Annotated in this window: 17 protein-coding genes; 11 read left to right on the top strand and 6 right to left on the bottom strand. The window is 73.6% G+C overall.

Translation table 11 applies throughout. From position 1 onward, the window contains the following. Positions 1-11: 11 nt before the first annotated feature. Positions 12-563 (bottom strand): helix-turn-helix domain-containing protein, encoded by a 552-nt coding sequence (locus tag VGP36_15145; GenBank protein HEV7656049.1) that lies wholly within the window; start codon positions 561-563, stop codon positions 12-14. A 128-nt stretch (positions 564-691) separates the two neighbouring features. Here VGP36_15145 and VGP36_15140 point away from each other — a divergent pair, with 128 nt between their 5' ends. The 4 genes from VGP36_15140 to VGP36_15125 all read left to right on the top strand — a co-directional run bounded on the left by VGP36_15140 (position 692) and on the right by VGP36_15125 (position 5,393). After that, positions 692-1,624, top strand: coding sequence for an SDR family NAD(P)-dependent oxidoreductase (locus VGP36_15140; protein ID HEV7656048.1), 933 nt, complete (start codon positions 692-694; stop codon positions 1,622-1,624). 104 nt (positions 1,625-1,728) lie between these two features. Next, positions 1,729-2,748 (top strand): iron ABC transporter substrate-binding protein, encoded by a 1,020-nt coding sequence (locus VGP36_15135; GenBank protein HEV7656047.1) that lies wholly within the window; start codon positions 1,729-1,731, stop codon positions 2,746-2,748. 3 nt (positions 2,749-2,751) lie between these two features. Beyond that, positions 2,752-4,320, top strand: a complete 1,569-nt coding sequence (locus tag VGP36_15130) for an iron ABC transporter permease (GenBank protein HEV7656046.1) — start codon at positions 2,752-2,754, stop codon at positions 4,318-4,320. Further along, positions 4,317-5,393, top strand: coding sequence for an ABC transporter ATP-binding protein (locus VGP36_15125; protein HEV7656045.1), 1,077 nt, complete (start codon positions 4,317-4,319; stop codon positions 5,391-5,393). Before VGP36_15130 ends, VGP36_15125 begins: the two co-directional genes overlap by 4 nt. A gap of 52 nt (positions 5,394-5,445) precedes the next feature. Here the strand turns inward: VGP36_15125 and VGP36_15120 are convergent, their stop codons facing one another. The 3 genes from VGP36_15120 to VGP36_15110 all read right to left on the bottom strand — a co-directional run bounded on the left by VGP36_15120 (position 5,446) and on the right by VGP36_15110 (position 8,429). Beyond that, entirely contained in the window at positions 5,446-6,417 is a 972-nt protein-coding gene (locus VGP36_15120; protein HEV7656044.1) for a DUF5995 family protein, read from the bottom strand. A gap of 205 nt (positions 6,418-6,622) precedes the next feature. Continuing rightward, positions 6,623-8,038, bottom strand: coding sequence for a DUF2252 domain-containing protein (locus tag VGP36_15115; protein HEV7656043.1), 1,416 nt, complete (start codon positions 8,036-8,038; stop codon positions 6,623-6,625). Positions 8,039-8,054: 16 nt separating this feature from the next. Next, positions 8,055-8,429, bottom strand: coding sequence for a VOC family protein (locus VGP36_15110; protein HEV7656042.1), 375 nt, complete (start codon positions 8,427-8,429; stop codon positions 8,055-8,057). 53 nt (positions 8,430-8,482) lie between these two features. On the opposite strand from VGP36_15110, the gene VGP36_15105 reads away from it, so the two are divergent. The 3 genes from VGP36_15105 (at position 8,483) to VGP36_15095 (ending at position 11,241) form a co-directional block, all read left to right on the top strand. Then, positions 8,483-9,460 (top strand): methylenetetrahydrofolate reductase, encoded by a 978-nt coding sequence (locus VGP36_15105; protein HEV7656041.1) that lies wholly within the window; start codon positions 8,483-8,485, stop codon positions 9,458-9,460. Positions 9,461-9,569: 109 nt separating this feature from the next. After that, entirely contained in the window at positions 9,570-10,325 is a 756-nt protein-coding gene (locus tag VGP36_15100) for a class I SAM-dependent methyltransferase (GenBank protein HEV7656040.1), read from the top strand. Positions 10,326-10,335: 10 nt separating this feature from the next. Continuing rightward, a complete protein-coding gene (locus tag VGP36_15095) occupies positions 10,336-11,241 on the top strand; it encodes a TIGR03621 family F420-dependent LLM class oxidoreductase (GenBank protein HEV7656039.1) in 906 nt (301 codons plus the stop codon). A gap of 63 nt (positions 11,242-11,304) precedes the next feature. Here VGP36_15095 and VGP36_15090 read toward each other — a convergent pair whose 3' ends face one another. Continuing rightward, positions 11,305-12,108 (bottom strand): phosphatase, encoded by an 804-nt coding sequence (locus tag VGP36_15090; protein HEV7656038.1) that lies wholly within the window; start codon positions 12,106-12,108, stop codon positions 11,305-11,307. A 74-nt stretch (positions 12,109-12,182) separates the two neighbouring features. On the opposite strand from VGP36_15090, the gene VGP36_15085 reads away from it, so the two are divergent. Further along, on the top strand, positions 12,183-12,503 hold the full coding sequence (locus VGP36_15085; GenBank protein ID HEV7656037.1) for a hypothetical protein: 321 nt from the start codon (positions 12,183-12,185) through the stop codon (positions 12,501-12,503). Here VGP36_15085 and VGP36_15080 read toward each other — a convergent pair. Further along, positions 12,430-14,010, bottom strand: coding sequence for an MDR family MFS transporter (locus tag VGP36_15080; protein ID HEV7656036.1), 1,581 nt, complete (start codon positions 14,008-14,010; stop codon positions 12,430-12,432). The genes VGP36_15085 and VGP36_15080 overlap by 74 nt on opposite strands. An 86-nt stretch (positions 14,011-14,096) precedes the next feature. Between VGP36_15080 and VGP36_15075 the strand changes: the two genes are divergently transcribed. The 3 genes from VGP36_15075 to VGP36_15065 all read left to right on the top strand — a co-directional run. Continuing rightward, a complete protein-coding gene (locus VGP36_15075) occupies positions 14,097-14,516 on the top strand; it encodes a MarR family winged helix-turn-helix transcriptional regulator (GenBank protein ID HEV7656035.1) in 420 nt (139 codons plus the stop codon). Next, positions 14,513-14,920 carry a hypothetical protein gene (locus tag VGP36_15070; protein ID HEV7656034.1) on the top strand — a complete coding sequence of 136 codons (408 nt, stop codon included), beginning with the start codon at positions 14,513-14,515 and terminating at the stop codon, positions 14,918-14,920. Before VGP36_15075 ends, VGP36_15070 begins: the two co-directional genes overlap by 4 nt. Positions 14,921-15,088: 168 nt before the next feature. Continuing rightward, a partial coding sequence (locus VGP36_15065) for a KUP/HAK/KT family potassium transporter (protein ID HEV7656033.1) occupies positions 15,089-16,972 on the top strand: 1,884 nt, incomplete at its 3' end.

Below are 16,972 nucleotides of genomic sequence, written 5' to 3'. Positions count from 1 at the left end.
CGCAGCCCGCGTCAGCGGGCGCGGAGCGCGTCGAGCAGGAGGTCGAGCAGCCGGCCGGCCTGGTCCCGCTCGCCCGCGGCCAGGGTGACCCCGGACAGCCCGGCCAGCACGTCCGGCGCGAGCACGTCCGGGCGCAGGCTGCCGGCCTGCACCCCCGCCTCGAGCAGCGACTCGACCGCGGTCGTCATCCGGTCCCGACTGTGCGCGTACGGATTCCCGCCGGAGGCGATCAGCGCCTTGAGCGCGTCCGCCATGCCGCGCTTGGTCGTCATGTAGTCGACGAACCGGTCCATCCACGCCCGCAGCGCCCGCTCCGGCGGCAGCTCGGCGAGCAGGGTCGGCGCCGCGTCGCAGAGCCGGTCGAGCTCGGTCCGGTACGCGGCCTCGACCAGCGCGTCCCGGGTCGGGAAGTGCCGGTAGAGCGTGCCGATCCCGACGCCGGCCTCCCGGGCGATCGCGTCCAGCGGCACGTCCGGGCCGTCCTGGGAGAACGCGCGCACCGCCACCGCGAGCAGCCGGTCCCGGTTGCGCCGGGCGTCGGCGCGCAGCGGGCGCGTCTCCACAGGTGCCTCCTCCGTCGCGGTGCCGACCGGGTCACGTTGCTAACCGGAGCTTCCTCCGCTTAGTCTGGAGAGGTAGCGGAGGTTCCTCCGCTTCCATCGTACCGAGATCGTCCTACCGGGAGAGGTCCATGACCGCCAGCACACCCGCCCCCTGGCCGTTCGGGCGGGAAACCACCGCCGCCGAGGTCGTCGCCGGGATCGACCTGTCCGGCCGGCGCGCCGTCGTCACCGGCGGCGCCTCCGGCATCGGCGTCGAGACCGCCCGCGCGCTCGCGAACGCCGGGGCCGAGGTCACGATCGCCGTCCGCAACCTCGACGCCGGGGCCAAGACCGCCGCCGAGATCGGCCGCAACGTCCTCGTCGCCCCGCTGGACCTGGCCGACCGGGCCTCGATCGCGGCGTTCACCGCCAACTGGGACGGCCCGCTGCACATTCTGGTCGACAACGCCGGGGTGATGGCCTCGCCGCTGATGCGGACGCCCGAGGGCTGGGAGATGCAGGTCGCGACCAACCACCTCGGCCACTTCGCGCTCGCCAGCGGGCTGCACGACGCGCTCGCGCTGGCCGGCGGGGCCCGGCTGGTCTCGGTCAGCTCGGCCGCGCACCTGCGCTCCCCGGTCGTCTTCGACGACATCCACTTCGAGCACCGCGCATACGAGCCCTGGGCGGCGTACGGGCAGTCGAAGACGGCGAACGTGCTGTTCGCCGTCGAGGTGGCCAGGCGCTGGGCCGGCGACGGCATCACCGCCAACGCCCTGCACCCGGGCGGCATCCGGACCAATCTGCAGCGCTACGTCTCCGACGAGGACCTGGAGCGGATGCGGACCGCGGCCGGCGGCTCGACCCTGCCGCAGTGGAAGACGCCCGAGCAGGGGGCCGCGACCTCGGTGCTGCTGGCCGCGTCCCCGCTGGTCGAGGGCGTCACCGGCACGTACTTCGAGGACGTGGCCGAGGCCGGCCTCAACCAGCCCGGCACCCGGACCGGCGTCGCCGCGTACGCGCTGGACCCCGAGGCCGCGGCCCGGCTCTGGACCGTGTCGCAGGACACACTGGCTCGCTGAACCACCTCGCGCGCCCCTCAGCTCACAGGAACTGGGGGGCGCGCTGCTGTCCGCTCGCCTAGTAAGGTTCCCCTTACCTAACGAGCGGACATTGGAGTTCTGCCATGCGCGGGCGCAGTACGGCGGTAGCGGCGGTCGTCGGGGCAGCGGTGCTGGCCCTCTCGGCCGCCTGCGGCGGCGGCGGATCCGGATCGAAGACCGAGCTCGTCGTCTACAACGCGCAGCACGAGGACCTGGTCGCGGCGATGCTCAAGGGCTTCGCCAAGGAGACCGGGATCGACGTGACCTTGCGCAACGGCAGCGACTTCGAGCTGGCCAACCAGATCGTGCAGGAGGGTTCCGCCTCCCCGGCCGACGTCTTCCTGACCGAGAACTCGCCGGCCATGACGCTGGTCTCGGACAAGGGCCTGTTCGCCCCGGTCGACGGCGACACGATGGCCCAGGTGCCGGCGGCGTACGTGTCCTCGAAGAAGGACTGGCTCGGCTTCGCGGCCCGTTCGACCGTGCTGGCGTACAACACCGCCGGGGTGCCGAAGGACCAGTTGCCCGCCTCGATCATGGACATGGCCGACCCGCGGTGGAAGGGCCAGGTCGGGATCGCCCCGTCCGGCGCCGACTTCCAGGCGATCGTGTCCGCGGTGGTCGCGGTCGAGGGGCAGGCCAAGGCGCAGACCTGGCTGCAGGGGCTGAAGACCAACGCCAAGATCTACCGCAACAACGTGGCCATCCTGTCCGCGGTGAACTCCGGCGAGATCAAGACCGGGATCATCTACCACTACTACTGGTACCAGGACCAGGCCGAGTCCGGCGCCAACAGCAAGAACGTCACGCTGGACTTCTTCGGCCACCAGGACCCGGGCGCGTTCCTGTCGACCTCCGGGGCCGGCGTCCTGAAGTCGAGCAAGCACGCGGCCGACGCGCAGCAGCTGGTGAACTACCTCACCGGCAAGGCGGGCCAGCAGGCGCTGGTCGACAGCAACGCGCTGGAATACCCGGTGGGCAACGGGATCAAGGCCAACGCGAAGCTCAAGCCACTGTCCGAACTGGACCCGCCGACCGTCGACGTCGGCGCGCTCAACGGGCCCGCGGTGGTCGCGATGATGCAGCAGGCCGGGCTGCTCTAGCCGATGACCGTCCTCTCCGCCCCCGAGGCCACACCTCCGGTCACCCGGCGCCGCGTCCCGCGGCCGCCGGCACTGCTGGTGCTGGCCGCGGCGGCGGTGGCGCTGCTCGCCCTGCTGCCACTGGGTTTCGTGGCCTGGCAGGCCGTGGACACCGGCTGGTCCGAGGCGAGCCGGCTGGTGTTCCGGGACCGCACCGGCGAGCTGCTCTGGAACACCGTCCGGCTGACCGGCGGCTGCGTCGTGCTCTGCGTGCTGCTCGGCGTCGGCGGGGCCTGGCTGGTCGAGCGGTCCGACCTCCCGCTCCGTCGCTTGTGGACGGTGCTGCTGGTGGCGCCGCTGGCGGTGCCCTCGTTCGTCAACGCGTTCGGCTGGGTCTCGGTCCTCCCGTCCGCCGACGGGTACGGCGGCGCGCTGCTGATCACGACCCTGTCGTACTTCCCGCTGGTGTTCCTGCCGGCGGCCGCGATGCTGCGCGGGCTCGACCCGGGGCTGGAGGAGTCGGCGTACTCGCTCGGGCTGAACCGGGGCGCGACCTTCGCCCGGGTGGTGCTGCCGCAGCTGCGGCCGGCCCTGCTCGGCGGCGGGCTGCTGGTCGCGCTGCACCTGCTCTCCGAGTTCGGCGCGCTGGCGCTGCTGCGCTACCCGACCTTCACCACCGCGATCTACGACCAGTTCCAGTCCTCGTTCAACAGCTCGGCCGCGACCATGCTGGCCGCCGTGCTGGTGCTGCTCTGCCTGACCCTGCTGGTGCTGGAGCTCGCGCTGCGCGGCCGCAGCCGGTACGCGCGGATCGGCGGGGGCGCGCCGCGGCCGCCGTCCCCGGCCCGGCTCGGGTGGGCGACCTGGCCGGTCACCGCCGCCCTGGTCGGGCTGACCGTGCTGTCCCTCGGGGTGCCGATCGGCTCGATCGTGCGCTGGCTCGTCGCCGGCAGCTCGACCGGGATCGACGCCCACATCCTGCTGCAGGCGACCGGGAGCTCGCTCACCCTGGGCGCGCTCGCGGCCGTCATCACCGTCGTGCTCGCGGTCCCGGCGGCCTGGCTGGCGGTCCGGCACCGCGGCCGGGTGTCCGCGCTGCTGGAGCGCAGCACGTACGTGTCCAGCGCGCTGCCCGGGATCGTCGTCGCGCTCGCGCTGGTGACGATCGCGATCCGGGGCGCCAAGCCGCTCTACCAGACCGCCCCGCTGCTGCTGGCCGGGTACGCGATCCTGTTCCTGCCCCGGGCCGTGGTGACCGTGCGGGCGGCGCTGGCGCAGGCGCCGCCGGTGCTCGACTCGGTCGCGCACTCGCTCGGCCAGGGCCCGATCGGCACGCTGCGCCGGGTCACCCTGCCGCTCATCGCGCCCGGCCTCGGCGCCGGCGCCGCGCTGGTCTTCCTGGCCGTCGTCACCGAGCTGACCGCGACCCTGCTGCTCTCCCCGCTGGGCACCCGGACGCTGGCCACCGAGTTCTGGAACCAGAGCAACAGCCTCGCGTACGGGGCGGCCGCGCCGTACGCGGCGCTGCTCGTGCTGCTCTCGGCCCCGGCGACGTACCTGCTCACCCGCCAAGCGAGAAGGGTGACCGCATGACGGCACTGACGGTGTCCGGCGTCACCAAGGCGTTCGGATCGACCCCGGTGCTGCTGGGCGTGGACCTGCACGTGCCGGCGCACACGCTCACCGCCGTACTGGGTCCGTCCGGGTGCGGCAAGACCACGCTGCTGCGGCTGGTGGCCGGCTTCGACGACCCGGACTCCGGCACGATCGCGCTCGACGACGAGGTGGTCGTCGGGGCCGGCCGGCGGCGGCCGCCGCAGCGCCGCCGGATCGGGTACGTGCCCCAGGAGGGCGCGCTGTTCCCGCACCTGTCGGTCGCCGCCAACGTCGGTTTCGGGCTGCCCCGGCGGGAGCGGACCCCGGGCCGGATCGCCGCCGGCCTGGAGCTGGTCGGGCTCGACCCGGCGCTGGCCGGGCGGCACCCGCACGAGCTCTCCGGCGGGCAGCAGCAGCGGGTCGCACTGGCCCGGGCGCTGGCCCCGCGCCCGGAGATCGTGCTGCTGGACGAGCCGTTCTCGTCGCTGGACGCGGGCCTGCGGGAGTCGACCCGGCGGGCGGTCGCAGCCGCGCTGGAGGCGGCCGAGACGACCGCGGTGCTGGTCACCCACGACCAGGCCGAGGCGCTGTCGATGGCCTCCCAGGTCGCGGTCATGCGGGAGGGCCGGCTGGTGCAGCTGGACGCGCCCGAGATCGTCTACCGCTCGCCCTCGGACGCCGGGGTGGCCGGGTTCGTCGGCGAGGCCGTGCTGCTGCCGGCCTCGATCTCGCACGGGTACGCGACCTGCGAGCTGGGCTCGTTCGCCGTCCGCGGCGACGTCGAGGGCGAGGCCCGGATCCTGCTCCGGCCGGAGCAGCTGGTGCTCTCCTACTCCGGCACCGGCGGGGTCGAGGCCCGGGTCCGCGACGTCAGCTACTTCGGGCACGACGCCGCGGTCCGGCTCGAGCTGCTGCCGAACGGCACCGAGGTGCTGGCCCGGGTCGCCGGCCACGACCGTCCGGCCCTCGGCTCGGTCGTCCGCCTCTCCGTCGCCGGCGAGGCCCTCGCCTACCCGGGCGAGGCGCCCGCCCCGGCCCTTCAGCCTCAGCCGACCCACACCGCCGGCTGACCCGGGCGTCACCCGGATCCGCCGGCCGGTCTCAGTCCGTCGGCAGCCGGTCTCAGTCCGTCGGCAGGCCGAAGGGATAAGCCTGCGGGGCGGGGTCGTCGTGGTGGGCGGAGCAGAAGGTGGTGCGGTCGACCCGGCCGGGCGCGGACGGGAGGTAGCTCATCGCCGCCGAGTACAGCGTCGCCTGGGTCACCGAGTTGGCGTCGATCGTCGTCTGGACCAGGCCCTTGGTCAGGGCCGGGGCGAGCGCGAGCAGCTCGGCGTTGCGCCAGGCCTGCTCCCGCCAGAGGAACATGAGGTTGCCGATGGCGACCGCGTCCAGGTTCAGCGGCAGCGTGGTGTCGTCCATGCTCGGGTCGAACCGGGCCGAGAGCTCGGCGACCAGCGGGTTCGTGACCGAGTTGAGCAGCAGGTCGATCTTGTCGTAGTTCGGCTTCGCCGACTGGCCGTTGGCCTGGGTCAGGCCGGCCGCCGCCATCGCCAGCGCGAGGTCGTGGTTGATGTGCGCGTTGAGCCCGAGCAGGAAGTTGCCGGTACCCATGATCTTGCCGTCGCGGGCGCCGCTGAACGCGATCTTCCAGGCCTGGGGCACGTTCGCCGAGTTGTTGTCGGCGGTCCAGTTGTCGAACGCGCGCAGGTAGTACTTCGCGAACACGGCGACCGCGTGGTTGGTCCAGGCCGGGTCCTGGTAGTACCCGGGCTGCCGGGCGCTCCAGGCGTACGTCTGGGTGACGCGGAGGTAGGTCAGCGCGAACACGGCCTGGTCCGAGCAGCTGTCCCGCAGCGGCTCGTAGCGGCGCTGCATCTCGCGCACGAGCGCGTCGATGCAGCCGATCTTGCCGGCGACGCAGACGTTCGAGCTGCCGGCGTCGAAGCCGTCGACGAGGCCCGGCAGCACCGCCGGCCATTCGACGAACAGCGGGTCGGCGTCGGCCCGGTGCCCGGTCGTCGAGACACCGGCGACGGTGGCGACGAGCGCGAGGACGAGCGCGGCGCCGAGGGCGCGCAGACGTGAGCCGAACACCTAATCCTCCAAGGCAGGGGCCGGACCTCAGGACGAACCGGTTCCGGACTGTAACCGTTGGATCAGCGGTGCGCCAGTGGTCTTTCCGTAGCTGAAGACCCCTTGCGTGGGCGAAGAAACAGCGTTGTCTGAGTGGATCATCGATGACCGCTCCGGACGGTCCTGTGATGACTCATCCGGACCGCGCAGTCGCTGCGAGCAACTGCTAGTGGTCGGGGTCCGCCGGCAGCACGCCCCGGTCGACGGCCGCGAGCAGCGCGGCGTGGTCGGCCTCGGTCTGGTCCGCGTACGCCCGGGCGAAGCGGCACAGCGCGTCGTCCATCGTGTGCCCGTGCCCGACGTACCCGGCGATCATCGAGGCGCCGCTGGTGCGGGCGTGTCCCTTGGCCAGCAGCGATCCGCAGACACCGGCGTAGTCGGCCAGCGCGGCGGCGTCGATGCCGTCGACGGTGATCGCGCCCTTCATGTCCCGGAACTGCCGGACGTAGTACTGCCGGCCGGCGACCGTGGTCCAGCCCAGCAGCGGGTCGCTGACCGTCTGCAGTGCCTGCTGGTATTCCACCACCCGCTGGCCCTGGTGCTGGTGCCAGGCCCGGTCGCCGTGCACGTACGGCCCCAGGACGGACCGGCGGGCCTGCTTGAGCTGCAGGAACAGCACGTCGTCCGGGGAGCTGCCCTCCAGCAGGGCCACGTACGCGCGCAGGCCGACCGAGCCGACCCCGACCACCTTGTGGGCCAGGTCGACCAGCGTGTAGCCGCCGAGGATGCGGGCCCAGTGCGAGGGCAGCGTGCGCAGGTAGTCGTCCAGGCCGGCCGCGAGCTGGTCCGCGTGCTTCGCCGTCGGCCGGGTGATCAGCGGCGGCTCCTGCACGATCCGGCGGGCGCCGTCCCGCTGCTCGGTGAACCGCGGCAGCGCCCGGTCACTGGTCCGTTTGCGCGCCTGCCGGGCCGCCCGCTTGACCTCCTTGCGCAGCGCCGGGCTGGCCCCGGCGCCGAGCTGGTCGACGTCCAGCCGCTCGAACGAGCGGGCCAGCAGCGGCTGATCGGCCAGATACCGCACCTGCTGCCGGTACGCCGACGTGCACCGGGCGACCGCGTCGCCGCACTCGGACTCGCTGGAGCCGTTCTGCCGGCCGGCGACCCAGACGCTGGTCGCCAGCCGGCGCAGGTCCCACTCCCAGGCGCCCGGGTGGGCCTCGTCGAAGTCGTTGAGGTCGAAGACCAGCTCCCGCTCGGGCGAGGCGTAGAAGCCGAAGTTGCCCAGGTGGGCGTCGCCGCAGACGACCGGCGTGATCCCGGTCGAGGGCAGCGCGGCGAAGTCGGCCGACATGATGTTGGCCGCCCCGCGCAGGAACGCGTACGGCGAGGCGGCCATCCGCCCGACCCGGACCGGGATCAGCCACGGCACCCGGCCCTTGTGCGCGGTGATGATCTGCTCGACCGGGTCCTTGCGGCGGTCGGGCGAGGTCCAGTCGCCGAGCGCGGAGCGCGGCACCTGCTTGCGCAGGGCGCGACCCAACTCGTACCGCTGCTCGCGCGGGGTGGCGGCCTCGCGCAGGGAGAGGAAGCCGCGGGCGACGGCCGCGCCGAGCTCCGGATGCTCGCCCGCGTCGCTGCTCACGGCCTGACTGTAGGCGTCAACTCCGCTGCGGCAGCTGCTGCAGCGACCAGGTGTTGCCGTCGGGATCGGCGAAGTAGACGAACCGGCCCCAGGGCTGCTCGCTGACCTCGCTCACGTCGACACCGCGCTCGGCGAGCTCCTTGCGGGCGGCGTCCGCGTCCGGGATCACCGCCATCAGCCCGCGCAGCGAGCCCGGCACCATGTCCCCGGCCACGCCGACGCCGATCACGATCGAGCAGGCCGACCCGGGCGGGGTCAGCTGCACGAACCGGATCTCGGGGCTGACGACGTGGTCGTGGTCGGGGGTGAAGCCGACCTGGTCCACGTAGAACGACTTGGCCCGGTCGACGTCGGTGACCGGCACGGGCACGACTTCCAGCCTCATCTCCATGCCCACGAACCTAGCGGTGGGGTACGACCGTTCCGGGTGGGTAACGGGAGGCCGTGGACAACGGCTGTCCGAAGCGGATGGTGCACGGCCCCTGCGGCGGGGTCCGGGCCGACCTCGGCTGCGAGGTCGGGGACCGGCCCTGCCCGTTCGCGACCCGGCCGCCGGTGCGCTGGCCGGACGAGCCGGTCCCGCCGGTCCCGGTCGAGGTGCCGCTGGTGCTCACCGACCTGACCGTCCGCCCGTACGACCCGGGCTCGGTCCGGCGGGTGGTCGAGATCCTGGCGCCGGTCTCGGACGGGCTGCTGGTCGGCGAGCACCACAACCGGCCGGACCTGCCGCCGACGCTGTTCGCGACCGAGGTGCTCGCCGCCGGCGGCCGGCCCTGGACGACGCTCACCTGCCGGGACCGCAACCGGATCGTGCTGGAGCAGGAGCTGGTCGGGCTGCGGGCGCTCGGCGTGCAGGGCGTGCTCTGCGTGACCGGCGATGCCCGCGGCCAGGGCGTACGGCCCGATGTGACGCAGGTGTTCGACCTGGACGGGACCCGGCTGGCGGCGCTGGCCGCGGCGACCGGGTTGCCGGTCGCGGTGCCGGAGGCGCCGGACGCGCCGCCGACCGGCCTCCGGCCGGGCCGGGTGGCGCAGAAGGAACGGGCCGGGGCCGGGATGTGCGTGCTCAACCACGTCCGGACGCCGGCCCGGGCGGCCGAGTTCGTCGCGGCGGCCCGGGCGGCCGGGGCGCGGCTGCCGTTCGTGGCCGGGGTCGCCGTCTACACCGACGAGCGGTCCGCGCGGGTGCTGGAGCGCTTCCCCGGGCTGGCGATGGACCCGGCCGCGATCGCGGCGGTGCTGGCGGCGCCGGACCCGCGCGCGGCCGGGATCGAGGCCGCGGTGGCGGAGGCCGCGGCCCTGCTGGCGATCCCCGGGGTCGAGGGCGTGAACCTGTCCGGACTGGCGTCCGGCGCCGGCGAGGAGGCCGCGGCCGAGGTCAAGGCCACGGTCGCCGCCTGTGTCCGGGCGGCCGTCCGATGAGCGCCGCCAGGCCGGGCCGGCACCGGCCGGGGCCGGAGGCCGACCCCGACGGCCGGTCGACCGCGTGGGCGGCCGGGACGGATCGACGCCGGTCCTGTAAGGAGACACCGTGAGCGAGCAGCTGGAGGACGAGTTCGACCTCGTCGCGACCTGGACCGAGCAGGCCGTCGAGGAGCTCGGGCCGGCGTACGCGATCGCCGCCGCCTGCCGCGGCTCCGGCAGCCCGGCCAGCCTGGCCTGGCTGGCCGAGGCGCTGGAGGTCCCGCTCGCCCGCCGGATGCTGGACGCCGGCTCCGGGGTCGGCGGCCCGGCCGCCTGGCTGGCCGCGCACTTCGGCGTCCGGCCGGTCTGCGCCGAGCCGATGCGCGGCGCCGTCCGCGCCAGCCACCGCCTGTTCGGGCTGCCCGCGGTCGCGGCGGAAGGGCAGGCGCTGCCGTTCGCCGACGGCAGCTTCGACGCGGCCTGGTCGCTCGGCGTGCTGGACACCGCCGGGGACAAGGCCGCCCTGCTGGCCGAGGTACGCCGGGTGCTCGGCGACGGCGGCCGGCTCGGCCTGCTCGCCTTCCTCGCCGCCGGCCCGCTGCCGCCGCCGCTGCCCGAGGGCAACGACTTCTCCACCCAGGACGAGCTGCGCAGGCTGCTGAAGGAGGCCCGCTTCCACGTCCTGCAGACGGTCCCGGCGGCGCCGCTGCGGGACGCGCCGGTGTCCTGGCGGGCGCACGCCGACCAGGTCGAGGACGTCCTGAACCGGCAGCACGGCGACGACCCGCGCTGGGTCACCGCCGAGGAACAGTCCGCCCGCATCGGCCGGCTGATCGCCGGCGGCCACCTGCACCCCACCCTGCTGCACGCGCTGGCCGTCTAGCGTGCTCAGGATGCGCCCTTTCCGCTTCCTGGCCCCGATCGGTGACGGCCTGCCCGACGCCCGCGCGCTCGTCGCGGAGGCGCGGCGGGCCGAGGAGATCGGCATCGACGTACTGATCCGTTCCGACCACCTCCTGGAGCAGTACGCGCCGCTGCCCGTGCTCGCCACCGTGGCCGCGGCCACCGAGCGGATCCGGGTCGGCACGTTCGTGCTCAACGTCGACCTGCGCCACCCGGCCGTGCTCGCGCAGGAGCTGGCCAGCCTGGACGTCCTGTCCGGCGGCCGGCTGGAGATCGGCATGGGCGCCGGCTGGAACGAGCCCGAGTACGACGCGGTCGGCATCCCGTACGACCGGCTGCCGACCCGCGTGCAGCGGCTCACCGAGGCCGTCGCGGTGCTCAAGGGCTGCTTCGCCGACGGCCCGTTCACACTGGCCGGCGAGCATTTCCGGATCACCGGCCACGACGGGTACCCCAAGCCGGTGCAGCGTCCGCACCCGCCGCTGTTCCTCGGCGGCGGCGGTCGCCGGTCGCTCACCCTGGCCGCGCGGGAGGCCGACATCATCGGGCTGGCGCCGCGGCCGGGTGACCCGCGCAGCATGACCGCGGCCGCGACCGAGGAGAAGATCGGCTGGGTCCGGGAGGCGGCGGGCGACCGGTTCGACGCGCTGGAGTTCAACGCGTACCCGTCCGGCGGGCCGGTGGTGGTGACCAACGACGCGCGATCCGCGGGCGCGGAGCGGGCTCAGCGGCTCGGGCTGACCGTCGAGGAGCTCCTGGAGTCGCCGCACGTGTTCATCGGCTCGGTCGACGGGCTGGCCGAGAAGTGCCGGGAGCTGCGGGAGCGGTTCGGCATCACCAGCATCATGCTCGATGATCCCGAGGCCGCCGCGGCCGTGATCGAGAAGCTCAGGTAGTGGCGATCCCGGCCCGGCGGGCGTGGCGGCTCAAGCCGCCGGCCGGGCCGGCGGGTCTGGCGCTCACGCCGACAGGCCGGCCCGGTCCAGGAGGTAGGCGGTGAGCGGCAGGTAGAGGCGCGGGTCCACGTTGTCGTCCAGCGGCACGCAGGAGAGGACCTTTCCCTCGGCCTCGCCGACGAACAGCGCCGGGTCGTTGCAGTCCGCGTACCCGACGGTGTCGATGCCGGCCTGCCCGGCCGCCCCGGCCCACCCGTGGTCGGCCACCACCAGGTCCGGCGGCGTCTCCAGCGTGTCCAGCGCCGCCTGCATGAGCAGCGGCGAGTGGGTGTGCTTGAGGTTGCCCCACGGCGAGCGCAACACCCCGACCGAGTCGACCCAGTCCAGCGTGCCGGAGTGGTCGCCGAGCTCGGCCACGTCCGGGTGCCGCCAGCCGCCGGCCGGGGTCAGCAGCGTGCAGCCGGCCGCGGCCAGCCCGTGCGCGACCGCGGTGTGCGTCGGCCGCAGCCCGACCGGGTGGCCGGTCGCGACGATCACCCGCTCCTGCCGTTCGGCCGCCAGCCGCAGCCGGTCGGCCATCGCGTCCAGCCGCTCGACCGTACGGTCCGGGTCGATGGTGTCCTGCCCGTGAACGTGCTCCGGGTCCGCGACGACCCCGCAGCGCGATGCCATCAACGCCAGCACGTCCTCGTACGACCAGCGCCCGGTCGGGAGCAGCCCGAACAGGTAGAGCGGGTCGCGCCGGCTCATCTTGCCGAAGTTCTCCAGGTTGTTCTGGCGCGTCGTGGCCACGTCACCGGCGATGCGGGAGCTGACGAGGTGGGCACGGAGCTGGTCCCGGGTCGGCGTCTGGGTAACGGTGGTCACCACCCCACGCTATGTGCCCGCGGCGAGAACCGGGAGGGAGACCGGCGTCACGCGGTCGCCCGGCGAGGTACGTGATGAGCGCCGGCTACCCGTACGACACGGTCGTCCCGGTGGACGGCTTCAGCTCCGCGCTGGTGAGCCGGTGGTCGTACCTGGCCGGGACGCAGCCGCTGACCGAGCAGGGCCTGGTCAAGGCCGGCGTCTACGCGAACCGGCTGACGTTCGACGACAGCCTGCTGGTGCGCGACGCCGGCGACGCGGGCTACCACAAGCGGTCGGTGACCGACTCGCTCACGGTGCCCGTCGTCGCCGGCCGAGCGCTCAGACCGTCGTCGGTACGGCCGTCTCCGCGTCCCGCTCGATCGCGGACTTCGTCTGCAGCACGGTCTCCTTGACGAACAGCACCGCGACGAAGGCCAGGACCGCGAACGGCGTGGCGAACAGGAACACGTCGCCGATGCCGTGCCCGAACGCGTCCTGCACGACCTGCCGGACCGGCTCCGGCAATGTCGCCGGGTTGGGCAGCTCCGCGCCCGCGCCGCCGCCGGCCGGCACCACGCCGACCGCGGCCAGCCCGTCGGCCGTGTACGACGCGACCCGGTGGGCGAGCAGCGCGCCGAGCGCGGAGACGCCGACCGCGCCGCCGAGGCTGCGGAAGAACGCGACGGTCGAGCTGGCCGCGCCGAGGTCGCGGGTGGCGACGACGTTCTGGGTCGCCAGGACCAGGTTCTGCATCATCATGCCGAGGCCGGAGCCGAGCAGGAGCATGTAGAACGCGAGCAGCCAGTACGGCGTGTCCGTACGCATCGAGCCCATCAGCCCGAAGCCCACCGAGATCAGCACGCCGCCGGTGACCAGGTAGCGCTTCCAGACCCCGGACCGGCTGATCAGCTGGCCGACGATCGTCGAGGCGCCGAGCAGGCCGAGCACCAGCGGCAGGCTCATCAGGCCGGACGCCGTCGGGCTGTGACCGCGGCTGATCTGGAAGTACTGCGCGAGGAACACGGTGCCGCCGAACAGGCCGATGCCGACGAAGAGGCTGGCGACCGTGGACAGCGTGACGGTCCGGTCCCGGAACAGCCGCAGCGGGATGATCGGCTCGGCCGCGCGCTGCTCGACGACCAGGAACAGCAGGCCGAGCAGGATCGCACCCGGCACCATCACGTACGACGCGAGCGAGTTCCAGCCGAACTGGTGGCCGGCCAGCGAGACCCAGATCAGCAGCAGCGAGACCGCGGCGGCGACCAGCGTCGCGCCCAGGTAGTCGATCGTGACCTGCCGCTTGACCACCGGCAGGTGCAGCGTGCGCTGCAGCAGCACCAGCGCGACGGCCGCGAACGGGATGCCGACGTAGAAGCACCAGCGCCAGCCGAGCCAGCTGGTGTCCACGATCACGCCGCCGACCAGCGGCCCGAGCACCGTGCCGACGGCGAACACCGCACCGAGGTAGCCCATGTACCGGCCGCGCTCGCGGGGCGAGATCATCGCGGCCAGGATCACCTGCACCAGCGCGGTCAGGCCGCCGGCGCCGACGCCCTGCACGACCCGGAACGTGATCAGCATGCCGGCGTTCTGCGACAGTCCGGCCAGCGCCGAGCCCAGCACGAAGATCGTCAGCGCGATCTGGATGAGCATCTTCTTGCTGGTCAGGTCGGCGAGCTTGCCCCAGATCGGGGTGGTCACGGTCAGTGCGAGCAAGGTCGCGGTGACCACCCAGGTATAGGCGGACTCGCCGGCATGCAGATCGGAGATGATGCGGGGCAGCGCGTTGGACACCACCGTGCTGGCCAGAATGGTGACGAACATGCCGAGCAGCAGGCCCGACAGCGCCTCCAGGATCTCCCGGTGGCTCATCGCCGGTGCGGCGACGGCCGGCGGTGCGGGCTGGGTCGTGCTGGACATGGTGGAACCCCTCGATCGTGGCAACGCGACGCCAAGAACAAGGTAGTTGAGACATGCAACATTCCCGTTCGCAGGATGCCGACCAGATGGCCGCCCTCGAGGCGGCGATCTCCGACACCTGGTCGTGGGCCCGGGCGACCGCGAAGGCCGGCGCGCAGGCGCTGGACCCGCGGCTGGACACCACGGCGTACCCGCTGGTGTCGATGATCGGCTGGCGCGGCGACATGCGGCCGTCCGAGCTCGCCGCCGCGCTGCACCTGGACCGGTCCACGGTCAGCCGGCAGATCGACTCCGCCGCCCGGCTCGGGCTGCTGGAACGGGTGCCGGACCCGGACGACGCCCGGGCCGTGACCGTACGGCTGACCGAGCCGGCGCGGGAACGGATGGAGGCGCTCAAGGCGGTGCGGATGGAGCGGTGGCGGACCGCGCTGGACGAGTGGGAGCCCGGCGACATCACCGAGCTGACCCGGCTGCTCGGGCTGCTCGGTCAGGTCCGGCTGACGTGAGTCTGTCCGACCGCCTCCGGACGGCGCTCCGCGACTCCATGCGGGCGCGGGACAGGGTCGCGACGGCGGCGCTGCGGTCGGCGCTGGCCGCGCTCGACAACGCGGGCGCGGTGCCGCCGGCCGAAGGTCCCGGCGGGCCGGGCGGCCCCGGGCCGGCCGAAGGTCCGGGCGGCCCCGGGCCGGCCGGGCTGGTGCCGGCCGGGGACGAGCACTTCGCGGGCAGTGCGGTCGGGGTCGGCGCCGCCGAGGTGCAGCGTCGCTCCCTGACCGAGGCCGAACAGGACGCCATCGTCCGGGCCGAGATCGCCGAGCGGCTCGAGGCGGCCGACCAGTACGGCCCGGGCCCGGCCGCCGACCGCCTCCGCGCCGAGGCCGCGGTCCTCACTGCCCTGCGGGGCGGCTGACCCCTCGGTGATCTCCCGCCCGGTCGCAGCCCTGGCGCCGCCAGAGCTGGTCCGCCGGCTCCCGGTGCGGGTCGAGATACCCGACCGCGGGCGGAACCGGGTCCGGCTCGCCCGGCGATCGCGCACCCGGTCGTGTCGAGGTGCGTCGCCAGGGGAATCATCTGCTGTGTGCCCGACGCCGTGACCTCGCCGCTCCCGGAGCCCATGCCGGATGCCCAGGAGCCGGAGCCGCGGCCGGAGCCCGCGGCCGGGACCGGCCGCTCCAAGGCCCAGACCGGCGCGATCGGGCTCATGCTGGCCGCGCTCGGCGTCGTGTTCGGCGACATCGGCACCAGCCCGCTCTACTCGCTGCAGACCGTCTTCTCCCTCGACCACAACAAGGTCCAGGCCACCCCCACCGACGTGTACGGGGTGATCTCGCTGGTTTTCTGGTCGGTCACCCTGATCGTCTCGATCAAGTACGTGACGATCGTGATGCGGGCGGACAACCACGGTGAGGGCGGCGTCCTGGCCCTGGCCGCGCTGGTCCGCCGGATGGCCGGGCCGCGCTCGCCGGTGACGAGACGGGTGATCCTGCTCGCGATCGTCGGCGCCTCGCTGTTCTACGGCGACTCGGTGATCACCCCGGCGATCTCGGTGCTGTCCGCGGTCGAGGGGCTGAAGGTGGCCGCGCCGAGCCTGGCCCACCTGGTCGTCCCGATCGCGGTGACGATCCTGGCCCTGCTGTTCGTCTCGCAGCGGTTCGGCACCAGCCGGATCGGCGCGTTGTTCGGACCGGTGATGGCGCTCTGGTTCCTGGTCATCGGCGTGGCCGGGCTGCGCGAGGCCGTGCTGCACCCGGGGATCCTGCGCGGGCTGTCCCCCACGTACGCGCTGGCGTTCCTGGGCGAGCACCCGTTCATCGCGTTCGTCTCGCTCGGCGCGGTCGTCCTCTGCATCACCGGCGCCGAGGCGCTGTACGCGGACATGGGCCACTTCGGCCGGCCGCCGATCCGCCGGGCCTGGTTCTTCGTCGTCTTCCCGGCGCTCACGCTGAACTACCTCGGCCAGGGTGCGCTGATCCTGCGCGACCCGGCCGGGATCTCCTCGCCGTTCTTCCTGCTGCTGCCGGGCTGGGCCCGGATCCCGATGGTCGTGCTGGCCACGGTGGCGACCGTGATCGCGTCGCAGGCGGTGATCTCGGGCGCGTTCTCGGTGTCCCGGCAGGCGGTCCAGCTCGGGCTGCTGCCGCCGCTGCGGATCCGGCAGACCTCCGAGCACGAGGCCGGTCAGGTCTACCTGCCCGCGGTCAACTGGTCCCTGTTCGCCGGCGTGCTCGTGCTGATCGTCGCGTTCCGGACCTCGGAACGGCTGGCCACCGCGTACGGGATCGCGGTCACCGGGGCGCTGCTGGTCGACACCGTGCTGCTGCTGGTGGTGGCCCGGCGGCGGTGGCACTGGGCGACCTGGCAGCTGGTGCTGGCGGCGGTCGCGTTCGGCGGCACGGAGCTGGCGTTCTTCGGCGCCAACCTGACCAAGGTGCTGTCCGGCGGCTGGCTGCCGCTGCTCATCGCGTCCGGCGTCTTCCTGATCATGACGACCTGGCGCAAGGGCCGCGAGATCACCGTACGGAACCGGACCGCGGCCGAGGGTGAGCTGCCGGACTTCATCGACAAGGTCCGCAAGCACAAGATCACCCGGGTCGTCGGAACCGGCGTCTTCCCGCACCCGAACAAGCAGACGACCCCGCTGGCGCTGCGCGCGAACGTCGAGCACAACCACGTGCTGCACCGGCACGTGCTGATCGTCTCGGCCCGCCCCGAGGGCGTCCCGCATGTCGAGCCGGACGAGATGCTCACCGTCGACGACCTCGGCTACACCGACGACGGGATCGTGCACCTCACCGTCCGGTACGGCTTCTTCGACACCCCCGACCTCCCCGGCGCGGTCGGCCGCGCCGCCGCGGAGGGGCTCGTCTCGTCCGAAGTGGACGCTCAGGAGGCGTCGTACTTCCTGTCCCGCGGGGCGTTGCGCCGCACCGACGGGCCGGGGATGAGCCACTGGCGCAAGCAG

This window comes from Mycobacteriales bacterium, from assembly GCA_035995165.1.
In the GTDB taxonomy this organism is placed as follows: domain Bacteria; phylum Actinomycetota; class Actinomycetes; order Mycobacteriales; family CADCTP01; genus CADCTP01.
The sequence above is the reverse complement of the archived record's forward strand: the minus strand, read 5'-3'. Positions and strand labels throughout refer to the sequence as shown.